Source organism: Sphingobium tyrosinilyticum, from assembly GCF_042654265.1.
Classification (GTDB): Bacteria; Pseudomonadota; Alphaproteobacteria; order Sphingomonadales; family Sphingomonadaceae; genus Sphingobium; species Sphingobium tyrosinilyticum.
In genome coordinates this window covers 1-12,920 of the sequence record NZ_JBHSFZ010000005.1, presented here as the reverse complement: position 1 = coordinate 12,920, position 12,920 = coordinate 1, and the positions used below count along the sequence as shown (strand labels likewise).

General features: G+C 62.8%; 14 protein-coding genes and 1 tRNA gene. 9 read left to right on the top strand and 6 right to left on the bottom strand.

Features of this window, described 5'->3' with window-relative positions:
- Positions 1–882 (bottom strand): metallophosphoesterase family protein, encoded by an 882-nt coding sequence (locus tag ACFO3E_RS03420; protein ID WP_066524559.1) that lies wholly within the window; start codon positions 880–882, stop codon positions 1–3.
- 72 nt (positions 883–954) lie between these two features.
- On the opposite strand from ACFO3E_RS03420, the gene ACFO3E_RS03415 reads away from it, so the two are divergent.
- Complete coding sequence (locus ACFO3E_RS03415; RefSeq protein ID WP_066528616.1) at positions 955–1,845, top strand: diacylglycerol/lipid kinase family protein; 891 nt, start codon at positions 955–957, stop codon at positions 1,843–1,845.
- Between the two features lie 51 nt (positions 1,846–1,896).
- Here ACFO3E_RS03415 and ACFO3E_RS03410 read toward each other — a convergent pair whose 3' ends face one another.
- On the bottom strand, positions 1,897–3,054 hold the full coding sequence (locus ACFO3E_RS03410) for a hypothetical protein (RefSeq protein ID WP_066528613.1): 1,158 nt from the start codon (positions 3,052–3,054) through the stop codon (positions 1,897–1,899).
- A gap of 142 nt (positions 3,055–3,196) precedes the next feature.
- On the opposite strand from ACFO3E_RS03410, the gene ACFO3E_RS03405 reads away from it, so the two are divergent.
- A complete protein-coding gene (locus ACFO3E_RS03405; RefSeq protein ID WP_066524558.1) occupies positions 3,197–4,264 on the top strand; it encodes a fatty acid desaturase family protein in 1,068 nt (355 codons plus the stop codon).
- A gap of 96 nt (positions 4,265–4,360) precedes the next feature.
- Here the strand turns inward: ACFO3E_RS03405 and lptG are convergent, their stop codons facing one another.
- Both lptG and lptF read right to left on the bottom strand, forming a co-directional pair.
- Entirely contained in the window at positions 4,361–5,461 is a 1,101-nt protein-coding gene (gene lptG / locus ACFO3E_RS03400) for an LPS export ABC transporter permease LptG (protein WP_066524556.1), read from the bottom strand.
- A gap of 4 nt (positions 5,462–5,465) precedes the next feature.
- The gene (lptF, locus tag ACFO3E_RS03395) at positions 5,466–6,677 is read right to left on the bottom strand and encodes an LPS export ABC transporter permease LptF (protein ID WP_066524554.1); all 1,212 of its coding nucleotides are present in this window, start codon (positions 6,675–6,677) and stop codon (positions 5,466–5,468) included.
- A 136-nt stretch (positions 6,678–6,813) separates the two neighbouring features.
- On the opposite strand from lptF, the gene ACFO3E_RS03390 reads away from it, so the two are divergent.
- Together ACFO3E_RS03390 and ACFO3E_RS03385 are read left to right on the top strand one after the other, a co-directional pair.
- On the top strand, positions 6,814–7,311 hold the full coding sequence (locus tag ACFO3E_RS03390; protein WP_380802522.1) for a DUF2141 domain-containing protein: 498 nt from the start codon (positions 6,814–6,816) through the stop codon (positions 7,309–7,311).
- Positions 7,312–7,315: 4 nt separating this feature from the next.
- Positions 7,316–8,284, top strand: a complete 969-nt coding sequence (locus tag ACFO3E_RS03385; protein ID WP_066524551.1) for an acylglycerol kinase family protein — start codon at positions 7,316–7,318, stop codon at positions 8,282–8,284.
- Between the two features lie 100 nt (positions 8,285–8,384).
- Here the strand turns inward: ACFO3E_RS03385 and ACFO3E_RS03380 are convergent, their stop codons facing one another.
- A complete protein-coding gene (locus ACFO3E_RS03380; RefSeq protein WP_066524550.1) occupies positions 8,385–9,233 on the bottom strand; it encodes a methyltransferase domain-containing protein in 849 nt (282 codons plus the stop codon).
- A gap of 44 nt (positions 9,234–9,277) precedes the next feature.
- Here ACFO3E_RS03380 and ACFO3E_RS03375 point away from each other — a divergent pair, with 44 nt between their 5' ends.
- The 5 genes from ACFO3E_RS03375 to ACFO3E_RS03355 all read left to right on the top strand — a co-directional run bounded on the left by ACFO3E_RS03375 (position 9,278) and on the right by ACFO3E_RS03355 (position 11,749).
- Positions 9,278–10,027 carry a ComF family protein gene (locus ACFO3E_RS03375; RefSeq protein ID WP_380802520.1) on the top strand — a complete coding sequence of 250 codons (750 nt, stop codon included), beginning with the start codon at positions 9,278–9,280 and terminating at the stop codon, positions 10,025–10,027.
- Between the two features lie 44 nt (positions 10,028–10,071).
- The gene (gene grxC / locus ACFO3E_RS03370) at positions 10,072–10,329 is read left to right on the top strand and encodes a glutaredoxin 3 (RefSeq protein WP_066524549.1); all 258 of its coding nucleotides are present in this window, start codon (positions 10,072–10,074) and stop codon (positions 10,327–10,329) included.
- A gap of 5 nt (positions 10,330–10,334) precedes the next feature.
- On the top strand, positions 10,335–11,165 hold the full coding sequence (locus tag ACFO3E_RS03365; RefSeq protein ID WP_066528609.1) for a carbon-nitrogen hydrolase family protein: 831 nt from the start codon (positions 10,335–10,337) through the stop codon (positions 11,163–11,165).
- On the top strand, positions 11,162–11,638 hold the full coding sequence (locus ACFO3E_RS03360) for a DUF1178 family protein (protein ID WP_066524547.1): 477 nt from the start codon (positions 11,162–11,164) through the stop codon (positions 11,636–11,638). Before ACFO3E_RS03365 ends, ACFO3E_RS03360 begins: the two co-directional genes overlap by 4 nt.
- A gap of 34 nt (positions 11,639–11,672) precedes the next feature.
- Positions 11,673–11,749: transfer RNA gene (locus ACFO3E_RS03355), tRNA-Arg, on the top strand.
- A gap of 800 nt (positions 11,750–12,549) precedes the next feature.
- Here ACFO3E_RS03355 and ACFO3E_RS03350 read toward each other — a convergent pair.
- Positions 12,550–12,786: an HIRAN domain-containing protein gene (locus ACFO3E_RS03350; RefSeq protein ID WP_380802720.1), complete on the bottom strand. Its 237-nt coding sequence runs from the start codon at positions 12,784–12,786 to the stop codon at positions 12,550–12,552.
- Positions 12,787–12,920: the final 134 nt, after the last annotated feature.

Sequence of the window (12,920 nt, the reverse complement as noted above, 5' to 3'; positions counted from 1 at the left end):
TCAGGCGCGGGCGGCCTGCGCGACGCGGATGCCGGGGCGGGCCGAGACGTCGGGCAGTTCATGCGCCTGCCATCCGGCGGCGTCGCGACGATATTCGACATGGTGGCCGCGCTGAAAGCTGGCTCCGTCCCATACGACGACCTGCAGCTCTATCCGGTCGTTGCGATGCACATGGAGCCAGTTGAAGCTCTGCGGCTCCGCATTGCGCAGGCGTGTTGATGTGGCCGTGCCCGCCTGGATCACCAACGCGCCGCCCGCGTCGGCGACCATCTTCTGCGCCGCTTCGGCGTAGGTGCGGTGAAAATGGCCCGCCAGTGCGATGTGGATGCCCGCATCGGTAGCCGCTTCGACCGCGTCCTCATGGCGGCCGACCGCCTCGCTCAGTTCGCCACCCTTGCCGATCGGCATGGCGAACAGCGGGTGGTGGGTGACGAGGATGCGCGTCTTGTCTGGCGCGACCAGGGCAAATCGCTCCCGCAGGAGGCGCATTTGCTCATGATTGATGCGGCCGTCCTTGATCGTCAGCGATCGCGCGGTGTTCAGGCCGAGGATGGCGACTTCCGCGTCCTCATACCAAGGGCACAGGTCGTTGCTGATATAGCGTTTGTAGCGGCCGAGGGGGGCGGCGAAGCGGCGCATTACGTCATAGAGCGGCACGTCATGATTGCCCGGAATGACGAGCAGACGCATGCCCGCGGCTCGCAAGCGGTTCAGCCAGGTGGACGCGGCACGGAACTGCTCCACACGCGCGCGTTGAGTGAAATCGCCGCTGATGATGACGAGGTCGGGCTGGCTCTGTTGCAGCCAGGCTTCGGTGGCGGAGACGATCTTCGAGTCATTCGCGCCGAAATGCACGTCGGAGAGGTGAGCTATGCGGGCCATGGCTTTTCAACGACCGCAATGCCCGATTTGTTGCGGGCAGGAGCCGATGAAGCCCTGGCGTGTTGTTGGGGCATGGAAATAAACCCCCTGCCGCGCGAGGCGGTGCTGATCGTCAATGTCCACAGCCGCAAGGGCGAGGCTTTATTCGCGCAGGCCAAGGAAAAGCTGGAGCAGGGCGGGGTGCGGTTGATCGCCGCCCATGCCGTGCATGACCCGGATCGATTGCAGGACTTGGTGCGCCAGGCTGTGGCAAGCGGCGCGCCGATGGTCATCGTGGGCGGCGGTGATGGATCGCTGTCCGGAACGGTCGATGAACTGGTGGGGAAAAATTGCGTGTTCGGCGTCCTGCCGCTCGGAACGGCGAACAGCTTTGCCCGCACGCTTGGCCTCCCGCTCGATCTGGAAGGTGCGGTGGAGGTGATCGCTAAGGGGCGGCGGCAGCGTATCGACCTTGGCGTGATCGACCATGATTATTTCGTCAACGCGGCCTCTCTGGGGCTGTCGCCGATGATCGGCAGGACAGTGCCGCACAAGCTGAAACGCTATCTCGGGCGGATCGGCTATCTGATCTGGGCGGTCAAATGCTCCATCGGATTTCGCGCGTTTCGGTTGATGATCGATGACGGACAGAGCCAGCGCCGCATGTGGTCCACCGAAGTACGGATATTGAACGGTTCCTATCATGGCGGGGTGGAACTGTCAGAACAGGCGGACGTCCAGAGCGGTGAACTGGTGATACAGGCGGTGGTGGGAAGGAGCCATGCGCGACTCGCTTGGGACTGGTATGCGAAATTCTTCAAGCTGCGCGACCGTGATGGGCAGACGGAGGAATTTCGGGGGCGCTCCTTTCGGATCGAGACGCGGCCCCGGCAGCGGATTTCGATCGATGGCGAGGTGCTGGCCAAGACCCCGGTCACCGTCGCGGTCGCGCCGGGGGCCATCGATGTGGCTGTGCCCGGGTAATTTGCGCCATCATCCCCGCGTAGGCGGGGGTGACGGTGGCTATGGATCGGCTTAAAGATCCTTCTCGTAGATCTGATAGACCTTGTTCACCTTGCTATCGATCGCGTCGGCAATGGCGTTCATGCCCTGATTGTCGTCGAGCACCCAGCCGATTTCCCCGCGCGTCGCGCCATAGTTGGCGGTCGCCCTGCGACGGATATATTCGATCATCATGAAGGCGAGCTGGCTCGCCATGCGGGACGATTGCAGGCGCTGCACGACGCCCATCAACGGCACGCGCATGGTGCGGACCTGCGGCCTGCGCAACCACCAGAGCAGCTTCGCCCAGCCGAAGGGGAAGAGCGATCCGTTAAGCGGCCCGGTCGCTTCGTTGAGGTCGGGCAGCGTCATCATGAACGCCACCGGTTCGCCTTCCAGTTCAGCGATCATGATCAGGTCTTCAAACACCAACGGTTTCAGCTTCTTGCCGATAAAGGCGATCTCCGCGTCGGTGATCGGCACGAACCCCCAATTTTTGCCCCAGGCGTCGTTGAGGATGTGGAGGATGATCGCCGCCTCCGCATCGAATTTCGACTTGTCGACCTTGCGCACGCGGATGCGGTCGCTCTTCTCACCCGAGGAGATGATGCGCTGGATAAGCGGAGGGAAGGGCTTGGTGATGTCCAACTCATAGGTTTTGAGTTGCTTGATCGGCTGATAGCCGGACCCTTCGACCATCGCCTGATAGGCGGGGCTGTTATGGCCCATCATCACCGTGGGTGGATGGTCATGCCCTTCGATCAGCAGGCCGGGTTCTTCCCAGATGGAAAGGGAGATGGGCCCGAGAACGCGGGTCATGCCCTTGGCGCGAAGCCAGGCTTCCGCCGCGCCGATCAGCGCCTTTCCAGTATCCGCATCCTCCGCTTCGAACAGGCCGAAATTGCCGGTTCCTGGGCCCATGCCCTGTCCTGCGGGCTGGGCGAGCGCCAGATGATCGATATGCGCCGAGATGCGGCCGACGATCCGGTCGCCCCGGCGTGCGAGAAAATATTGCGCTTCTGCATGACCGAAGAAGGGGTTTTTGCCCGGGGTGATGAGGCCGTACACTTCATCCTTGAGCGGCGGCACCCAATTGGGGTCATTGGCGTAAAGCCGCCAGGGCAACTCGACAAACGCCTTGCGGTCGGCCTTGGAGGTGACGGGGGTGATTACCAGATCGGAATGAGCCACGGCAGAGCTTTCGGTAATGGATCGCAGCAGTTCGGCGCTTGTTTCGCGATTGTCAATCGGGACCTCGCCCTCTGGCGCGACCAAGGCGGACCTGTCATGCCGCTGCCACGATTTCAGCGCAATTACGGTATAGGAGCGCCGCATGACTGTGCATGATCCCATCATTGCAGGCGCAGCCGCCAAGCGCTTCGCGATTCCCGACGATACGGCGATGCTGCGCGCCGCCGCGGACCTGGCGCGCGAATATGCGGTGGCAAATCCCAAAATCTACTGGCCGGACATGCTGGCGTCGGCGCTGGTCGGTTATGCTGGGCTGGCCGGTGCAATTCTAATCGACACTGTGCCGCTCGCGATCGTCAGCGGACTGGTCGCGATGTTGGCGCTGTATCGTGCGGCGAGCTTCATCCATGAGTTGACCCATATCCGCAAGGATGCGTTGCCCGGTTTTCGGCTCGGCTGGAACCTGATGGTGGGGATTCCGCTGATGATCCCATCCTTCATGTATGAGGATGTGCATACGCAGCACCACGCGCGGACACGCTATGGCACCGCCAATGATCCGGAATATCTGCCGTTGGCGCTGATGAAGCCTTGGTCGTTGCCGCTGTTCATCCTGGTCGCGGCGCTGGCGCCGGTGGGATTGATCCTGCGCTTTGGTTTACTGACGCCGATCAGCCTGATCCTGCCCGGGCTGCGGCGCAAGGTCGTGGCCGAGCTTTCCGCGCTGTCGATCAACCCCGCTTATCGCCGCCGTGCGCCGGAAGGTGCGTTTCGCCGCCAATGGATGTGGCAGGAGGCGGGAGCCTGCCTGTTCGCGCTGATGCTGGTCGGAAGCGTTTTCCTGCTCGGGTGGAAGCCTCTGCTGGTTTATATGGCAGTGCATTCGGGGATGACCGTCATCAACCAGCTGCGCACGTTGGTCGCCCATCTTTGGGAGAATGAGGGCGAGGCGATGACCGTGACGGCGCAATATCTGGATTCGGTGAATGTGCCGCCGCCCTCGCCGCTGGCGGCGATATGGGCGCCCGTTGGCCTTCGCTATCATGCGCTGCACCATCTTTTGCCGAGCGTGCCCTATCATGCGCTGGGCAAGGCGCACGCCCGGTTGGTCACCGCTTTGGGTGAAGAGTCGCCCTATCACCGGGGGAATTATACCGGCATGTGGCCGTTGGTTGGTAAGATCGCGCGGAGTACGATGGGGCGGCGCTGATCCGCTCCTATCATCCCAGCGCAGGCTGGAATCTTAGATGGGCGTACGCTGCGGGCCTCCGACCCCCCGCTTTCTGAGTAACGAGCAAATTAGGGTCTATTCTTCCGTCCGGAACAAGACCGTCTCGCCCACCAGCAGGAACAGGAAGAAAGGCGCCCAGGCGGCGAGGATGGGCGGGTAGGCGCCGAGATTGCCCATGGCGAGCGAGAAATTGTCGGCGACGAAATAGGCAAAGCCCAGCGCCATGCCCAGCACCGCCCTGACGAACAGCTGACCCGACCGGGCCAAGCCAAAGGCGGCGACCGAGCCCAGGATCGGCATCAGCAACGCAGAGAGCGGCCCGGACAATTTATGCCAAAGGCTTCCTTCCAGCTCGGCGGTCGGACGACCCGCGTCGCGCAGGTCGCTGATGGCGGCGCGCAGCTCGCTGAATGTCATGGCGTCGGGATCGACCTTGGCCAACGTGAACTGGTCGGGCCGGATTGCATGGCCGAAACGGACAGTGCCAACCCGTCGTTCGGTCCCGCGGGCGACATCGAACTGGCGCGCATCTTCCAACAGCCAGCTCTTATTGGCGGCATCATAATGGCCCTTGGGCGCCTGCACGATTGTCGTCAGGCTGTTGTTGACGCGATTGAATATCTCGACCTTGCGTAACTGCACGGCGGTGCCCCGGCCCGCGACGATTGCGGCGGTGACAAGATTGTTGCCGTCGCGCACCCATGGATTGGCCTTGATGCCGCTGTTGGGTGGCACGGGGCCATAATCTACCGCCTGCCAGGCGCTGAGCGCTGCGGTGGAGCGGGCGACGACCCGTTCGTTGAAGGCGTAGCTCACCAGCACCACGCCAAGCGCTGCCGCAATCAGGGGCGCCAATATCTGGTGCGCGGACAGACCCGCCGCCTTCATCGAGATGATCTCGCTATTCTGGTTGAGGCTGGCGAGCATGATCAGCGTACCGAGCAGAACGGAGAAGGGCAGGAAGCGCGCGACGATTTGCGGCACGCGAAGCCCGACATAATGCCACAGCTGCGCGTCGCCATTCCCTGGATAAGAAAGGATGTCACCGGACTGGCCGAGCAGATCGAGCGTCTGGAGCACGACCACCAGCAACGCCAGCACCGCGAATGTTCGCGTCAGGAACAGGCGCACCATATACCAGCTGATCTGGCGCGAGGGGAAGAAGTCGAACTGCATGGGGTCAGGCTGCTCCTTGCGCCGCCAGGCTGCGCTTCCGGCCGAAGCGCAGCAGTTTCGCGACCTGCTTTCCGAGCTTGGCGAAGGCGTATTCCAGCGCGCCGATCGGCTGTCCGCCCGGGCGGTGCGCGACGACATGATACATCCAGAAGATCAACGCGGCGGTCAGCAGGAACGGCGCCCATAGTGCGATGATCGGATCGACCTTGCCCAGCGAACCGACGCCTTGGCCATATTCGTTAATCTTGTGATAGGTCACGATGAAGACGATCGACAGGAAGACGCCCAGCGCCGAGGTCGATCTTTTGGGCGGGATGGCGAAGGCAAGCGCGGCCAGCGGCAGCAACAGCATCATTGCCACTTCGACCATGCGGAAATGGAAATTGGCGCGAATCTCGTTGCGCAGCTTTTCAGGCGTGGAGGGATCATGGCCAATGACCGCCAGTTCCGGGATCGTCTTTTCGCGATCGACATTGCGGCCGCGGAACCGCTCAATCTGCGGCAAGTCAATCGGCAGGTCATGGCTGGAGAAGGACAGAATGCGCGGCGATTTATATTGAGGCGCGTCATTCACCAGTACTCCGTCGCGCAGGCGGAAGATGATGGTGTCGGGATCGTCGGTGGCAAGGAAGCTGCCCTGCGCCGCCGTCACAGCCACGGTCTGACCGTTTTTGCCAACGGCGCGCACGAAGATGCCCTGAAGGTTCCGGCCTTCATCCAGGCTACGCTCGATCCGCAGCGTCATGCGTTTGCCGAGGCTGGTGAACTCTCCGACCTTGATCGATGCGCCCAGAGCGCCTGATCGCAGTTCAAAGCGGAGCGCTTCATAGGCATGGCGGGACAGCGGCTGGACGAAGCCGACGATGCCGAAATTGAGCAGCGCCAGCGCGATGGCATACATATAGGGGACGCGCAGCAGCCGCCCGTAGGACAGGCCGACCCCGCGCATCACGTCCAGTTCGGACGACAGAGCGAGTTTTCTGAAGGCCAGCAATATGCCCAGCATCAGCCCGATCGGAATGCCGAGCGAGAGATATTCCGGCATCATGTTGGCGAGCATGCGCCACACGACGCTGACGGGACCGCCCTCCGCCGCCACGAAGTCGAACAGGCTCAGCATCTTGTCGAGCACCAGCAGCATCGCGGAAATGACCAGCGTGCCGAGCATCGGTAGCGCAATCAGGCGGGCGAGATATCGGTCGGTGGCGGTCAGCATTCTCTATGTGGTCGTCCCATCACCATGATTTGGCCGCAAACCCCGCTCATAGCAGAATCACGGAAATGAAGTTCGCGGGGGCGAACAGGGGCTCGCCGTCCGATTTTCTCGGGCGGCTATAGCTTCACGGAGTTGGATGGTCATGTTCAAAGTTGCGATGGGTCTGTTGTCGGCAGGGGCGCTGTTTGCCGCTGTTCCGGCGTTGGCCCATGGACAGGAAATCGGCAACGATCTGGATCGGTGCGGCGCATCGGTCAAGGGCCCCGCGCTGCTGGTCGATGTGCGTGGCTTTGCCGCCGCGACCGGCAAGGTGCGCGTTCAATCCTATCCCGCTACCAAGAGCGCCTGGCTGGCGAAGGGCGCCTGGCTCAACCGCATCGATACTGTCGTGCGGCCGAGCAATGGCGGCATGCGTTTCTGCATGCCGGTGCCGGAACCGGGCCGCTATGCAATCGCGGTGCGGCATGATCGCGACGGCAACGGCAAGACCAGCATTTCGCGCGATGGTGGCGGATTTTCCAACAATCCGGCGATCAGCATCTTCAACCTGGGCAAGCCGTCGATAGACAAGGCTGCGGTCAAGGTCGGGCCGGGCGTGACCCATATCACCATCAAACTTCAATATATGTCCTGATCCGATGGTCCGCGTCGCGCTCCTGTCCAATCCCAAGTCGACGGGCAACCGGCAGACGCTTCCGCGCGTGCGCAGCTATTGCGCCAGCAATCCCGACATTTTCCATTATGAGGTGGAGCATGTCGAGCAGATCGGGCGGGCGCTGCAGACCATCGCTCGCGTCGATCCGGTCGTCATTGTCATCAATGGCGGCGATGGCACGGTGCAGGCCGCGCTGACGGAACTCTATCAGGGCGAACATTTCACCGGGCGCGTGCCGCCGATCGCGGTGCTGCCCAATGGCAAGACGAACCTGATCGCGCTGGACCTTGGCATTCATGGCGATCCGATCAAGGCGCTGGAAAGGATCGTCGAGATCGCCAAGGCCGGTGTCGATGATCATGTGGTCGCGCGCGAACTGATCGCGCTGTCGGATGGGCGGGCGGAATCGCGTCCGGTGCTGGGCATGTTTCTGGGCGGCGCTGGCCTAGCCGATTACATGCTCTATTGCCGGAACCAGATTTATCCGCTCGGCCTGTCCAATGGGCTCAGCCATTTCCTGACGGTGATCGCGGTGCTGGTGTCGCTGATCTTCGGAATCCGCGCCCGCTTCCTTCCGCAGTCGAGCCATCCGGTGCGCATCAGCCTCATCCGCGAAGGACAACTCGCCGGGCGCTTTGCGGTGCTGATAGTAACGACGCTCGACCGGCTGCTCTTGGGCGTGCAGGCAGGCGACAGCCGCCGGGGCAACATGAAGCTGATGGCGGTTGATCAGAGCCTACCCGCGCTGCTGCGCCTTGGCTGGGCCAGCATTACGCGCCGGGTCGGCAAGGCGCAGGTGCAAGGCGTCCATCTGGAGCAGGGCGACATCATCCGGATCGAAGGCGATCATAGTAGCGTCATCCTGGACGGCGAACTGTTCGAGGCGTCTGAAGGCAATCCGATCGTGCTGCGATCGACGGAGCCGGTGCCGTTCCTGCGGCTGGCCGCTTGAGCGCCCTGTAAGCGATTTCGTTCGTCACCGCTGCGGAACTGGGATTTCGACTTCCGGCCTTGGCCTCGCTGCCCTCGGGTCGCTGGAATGACGAGCGGCCTTAATCCTTCCGTTTGAGCGCCTCGGCCAGCGATACGGTCGCGCTGCCACGGCGCGCCGGCTTTGCCTGGCTCGGGTCCGGTTTCCAGCCGCTCAGGTAAAGGATCGCCATCTGCTCCGCCGTTCGTCCATCGGGATCGGCGGCCGCGGCGAAATGTTGGGCCGCGCCGATCAGCGTATTGCGCCGCAGGGCAGGGGGGTGCGAAGCAAGCATATTGCCCGCCCCCATGCCGCGCAGATCATGCATCAGGCGCAGCATGTCGCCATAGCGTACGGTCAGCGTCTCGCTGTCCGCCACCGGCATGGCGAAGCCAGCCCTGCTCAGCAAATCGCCGGCCGCGCGCACATCGACCTGCGGGTGAATATGCTGGTGTGGCCGGTCGCCTTCGCCCGCCATTAACGCGGCGCGTAAACGGGGCAGAGTGCCTGCGCCCGTGAAGGCGGCGAGCATCAGGCCATCAGGTCGCAGGACCCGCCGCATCAGAATGAGCGAGCCCGGCAGGTCATTGACGCTATCGAGCGTTCCGCAGGCCAGCACCAGGTCGAAACTGTCGTCCGCAAAGGGCAGCGCATCCTCTTCCGCCTGCACGCCCCCCTGCAAGCGGGCGGCTGCAAAGCCGGGATCGACGCAGGCGACGCGCTTGCCCATCGCCTCCAGCGCGGCGCGGGCGGTCGCGTCGGGGCATCCGATGACGAGCGCTTCCGGCAATTCGCGCTGAACATCGGCCAGCCGGTCAAGCATTTCGTCCAGCATGGCCCGATAGAGGAAGTCGTGATCCGCAAATCTGGCCATCATGCGGTCCCGTCGCAGGGCGCGCAGGGATCGATCGAAGATATCAGGCTGGGTCATGGCGGGCCTTGTGCATCCGGGGCGGAACGGGAACAAGGGAGATCATGCCGCTTGCCACCATTCTCAAGGGCGCATTACGCTCCGTGCTGGATTACGCCCTGCCGCGGCGCTGCCCCGGCTGCGGCGCGATTGTTGAAGCGGACGACGCTTTCTGCCTTTCGTGCTGGGGCGGGATGCGTTTTCTGAGCGAGCCTTGCTGCGCGCGCTGCGGCGTGCCGTTCGACCACGACCGCGGCCGGGATGCGGCATGCGGCCCCTGTCTTGCCGATCCGCCGCCCTTTGACAGTGCGCGGGCCGTGCTTGCCTATGGCGATGTCGCGCGCAAGGTCGCTCTGCGGCTGAAATATGGGAAGCGCATTGGACTTGCCCGGCTGATCGCGCGGCATATGGCAAGACGCCTGCCCGACTTCGAAGCGCTGCCGCTGATCATGCCGGTGCCGCTCCATCGCTGGCGGCTATGGTGGCGAGGCTTCAACCAGGCGGCGTTGATCGCTGATCATCTGGGGCGAGCGTCGGGACTGGCAGTGGATAAGCATGGGTTGCTGCGCACCCGTGCGACCCAGCCACTACGAGGCATGCACGCGGGGCAGCGGGCAAAGGCGGTGCGCGGCGCTTTCGCCCTGGCGCCCGGCCATCAGGTGAAGGGACGATCGGTGCTGCTGATCGATGATGTGCATACCAGCGGCGCGACGGCCGCCGCCCGTGCGCGCGTGCTGAAACGGGGCGGCGCTTCCAGCGTTCACCTGATGTGCTGGGCGCGGGCCTTGCCGGAGGGGGGTGAAGGCATCGATTGACAAAGCATGGCTCAGCCACAATTTCAGCCCGCAAGGAGTATGTAATGGCGAAGGTCGAAATCTACACAAAGGCATGGTGCGGCTATTGCTCGCGGGCGAAGGCGCTTCTGGAGAGCAAGGGCGTCGCGTTCGACGAATATGACATAACGATGGGTGGGCCCCAGCGCACCGAGATGCTGGAGCGCGCCAATGGCGGCACGACCGTGCCGCAGATCTTCATCGACGGCAGGCATATTGGCGGCAGCGACGACATGGCGGCGCTGGATCGCCAGGGCAAGCTGGACCCGTTGCTCGGCCTGTGAGCAAGATGCGGGCCGCAATCTTCCAGATGACGAGCGGAATCGATCCCGCCACCAATGGCGCAGCGATTGCGGAAATGATCGGGCGTGCTACGGCTGAGGGAGCGAACATGCTCTTCACCCCCGAAATGGCAGGGTATCTGGACCGTGACCGTTCTCGCGCGGCGGCCACCCTTCGTTGTGAAGCGGACGATCCCGTCCTTGCGCAGGTGCGTGAGGCGGCGGCGAAGCATGGACTTTGGGTGCATCTGGGATCGCTGCCGCTGAAGGATGAGCGCAGCGACGGGCGATGGGCGAATCGTAGCTTCATGATCGACGCGGACGGAGCCATTCGCGCCCGTTACGACAAGATCCACCTGTTCGATGTCGATCTGGCCACGGGCGAGAGTTGGCGGGAATCCTCGGTCTATGGCCCGGGCGAGCGGGTGGTGGCGGTAGATACGCCCTGGGCAAGGATGGGCCTTTCCGTCTGCTACGACATGCGTTTTCCTGACTTGTATCGCGCGCTCACCAATGCAGGGGCGACGGTGCTGCTGATGCCAGCGGCTTTCACCGTGCCGACCGGACAGGCGCATTGGCACATCCTTCTGCGCGCCCGCGCGATCGAGGCGGGCTGCTTCGTCATCTCTGCGGCGCAGACGGGGCGGCATGACGATGGGCGCGAAACCTACGGCCATAGCCTGATCGTCGATCCTTGGGGTGAGATAGTGGTGGACATGGGGGTGGAGGCTGGCCTTGCCCTTGCGGAACTTGATCTGTCGCGCGTAGAGGAGGTGCGCGGGCGGGTGCCCGCGATCGCCAACCGGCGCATCCTTCCTGTGGACGTGACGCTTTCGTGATTGTTTTCGACCTTAAATGCCGTGCCCATGAGCATGTGTTCGAAGCCTGGTTCGGTTCAAGTGCGGACTATGAGGACCAATCTGCGCGCGGTTTGTTGATCTGTCCGATCTGCGGCGATCCGGATATCACCAAGGCGGTGATGGCTCCCGCCGTCGGGGCCAAAGGCAACCAGCGGTCCGTTGAGGCTCCTCCCGCCGCCGCGCCCACCGCGCCGGTCGCGCTCGCCGGAGACGAGGCCCGGATGCGCGAGATCATGCAGTCCCTCGCACAGGCGCAGGCAAAGGTGCTGGAAGAATCGACCTGGGTCGGCAGAGGCTTCGCCGAACAGGCGCGCGCCATGCATTATGGCGAGAAGGACCGAGCGAGCATCCATGGCGAAGTGGCGCCCGAAGAAGCGCATGCGCTGCTTTCGGAAGGCGTGGAGGTCGCGCCGCTGCTGTTTCCGGTCGTGCCCCCTGAAGCGAAGAATTGACCACGCCTGCCGCGCAGCATAGAGCCATCACCGGGCACCCGTAGCTCAGCAGGATAGAGCATCAGATTCCTAATCTGAGGGCCGTGGGTTCGAATCCCGCCGGGTGCACCATTTTTTCTCCTGAAGTATCAACGGTTTGTGGCGCATCGGACGCGATGTCGCCGCGAAGCCGTGTGCCATTCTTGTGACGCGTTTTCCCCAGCATTTCCGCCATTTTCTTATGAGCGTCGGCGGCTCCATGGCACATGGATCCCACATGGGATCGGCCGGATCGCCCTTCAAAAGCCCGTAAACGCTTAGCTTCCGCTGCCTAGGAAGACTGCGTGAAGTATGCAGGAAGAGTGTTGGATCAGTTTGCGCTGATCAGCATGCTATGATTGGCGGCTACTTACCCTCCACCACAACCTGCCGGATCTGCCTTTCAGCCAGAAAGCCCAGAATTTCTGCGGCTCTCCCGCGATTTTTGCCGATAGAGGTTGTCGAGAAAGGTAGGGTGAGTGGTAGGTAGCACTCCTTTGTGGGCGTTTCTTCAGGAGTATGCCCGTTGGTAAATGGGCGACTCGTCGGCGGAGGCGTAAAAGGATCCTCTCGCCACCCCCCTTGCGAGAAGCCCCGCGCGCTCCGACAGCAGCGCGGGGCTTTTGCTGTCTAACTTAGGTATAGCCCCAGTTGCTATCGGGACGCAGCAAACTGGTTTGCAGCAACCAATGCCCGCGAAGGCGCTTATCTCTATGCAGGTTAGCCTGCATTGCGACCCAAACTGCCCTGCCTTCCTTTGAGTGAGGCGGGGCTTTTTGATTAAATTACTGAAATGGCAGGCAGTTCCACGCTGCCGCGATCCGATCATTCAGTCGTGCCATCAGCGTTATGCAGGCGGCCCTCGCGCAGCCCCCCTCTCGGTCAGAGCATCTTCAGTTCGAGCAGTACGCCCGGGATGGTTTGTCGCGTCCGCCGCCCACAATCATGTCAATGCAGGCTGATGCTATTCCATCAGTGGCGAGCTTCTCGCTGATCCACTCATTATGCTCCCGGCTGATATAGCCGATGCAGGTCCCCCGCCGGGATAGAACGGCAACAGCCAGGGGGTCAGAGGGATTGTGCGGCTCTGCAATCAGCTGCACCGCTTCGCCTTCCCGACAGCGCTTAATCTCAGCCTGTCGAAAGGACCCATCGGGATTTTTGTGCTAGCGTCCGCGGTGATGGTGTAATTTCCCGGTGTAGATGACGGCGTTGCCGGGGGTGGGGCCGAGGCCCCACCCCCGGCGGCCCATCTGGTGGCCAC

What these genes read in the sequence shown, in the direction of transcription:
- ACFO3E_RS03420 (WP_066524559.1), bottom strand. Translation starts at nt 882, where the DNA reads ATGGCCCGCATAGCTCACCTCTCCGACGTGCATTTCGGCGCGAATGAC.
- ACFO3E_RS03415 (WP_066528616.1), top strand. Translation starts at nt 955, where the DNA reads ATGGAAATAAACCCCCTGCCGCGCGAGGCGGTGCTGATCGTCAATGTC.
- ACFO3E_RS03405 (WP_066524558.1), top strand. Translation starts at nt 3,197, where the DNA reads ATGACTGTGCATGATCCCATCATTGCAGGCGCAGCCGCCAAGCGCTTC.
- lptG (WP_066524556.1), bottom strand. Translation starts at nt 5,461, where the DNA reads ATGCAGTTCGACTTCTTCCCCTCGCGCCAGATCAGCTGGTATATGGTG.
- lptF (WP_066524554.1), bottom strand. Translation starts at nt 6,677, where the DNA reads ATGCTGACCGCCACCGACCGATATCTCGCCCGCCTGATTGCGCTACCG.
- ACFO3E_RS03390 (WP_380802522.1), top strand. Translation starts at nt 6,814, where the DNA reads ATGGTCATGTTCAAAGTTGCGATGGGTCTGTTGTCGGCAGGGGCGCTG.
- ACFO3E_RS03385 (WP_066524551.1), top strand. Translation starts at nt 7,316, where the DNA reads ATGGTCCGCGTCGCGCTCCTGTCCAATCCCAAGTCGACGGGCAACCGG.
- ACFO3E_RS03380 (WP_066524550.1), bottom strand. Translation starts at nt 9,233, where the DNA reads ATGACCCAGCCTGATATCTTCGATCGATCCCTGCGCGCCCTGCGACGG.
- ACFO3E_RS03375 (WP_380802520.1), top strand. Translation starts at nt 9,278, where the DNA reads ATGCCGCTTGCCACCATTCTCAAGGGCGCATTACGCTCCGTGCTGGAT.
- grxC (WP_066524549.1), top strand. Translation starts at nt 10,072, where the DNA reads ATGGCGAAGGTCGAAATCTACACAAAGGCATGGTGCGGCTATTGCTCG.
- ACFO3E_RS03365 (WP_066528609.1), top strand. Translation starts at nt 10,335, where the DNA reads ATGCGGGCCGCAATCTTCCAGATGACGAGCGGAATCGATCCCGCCACC.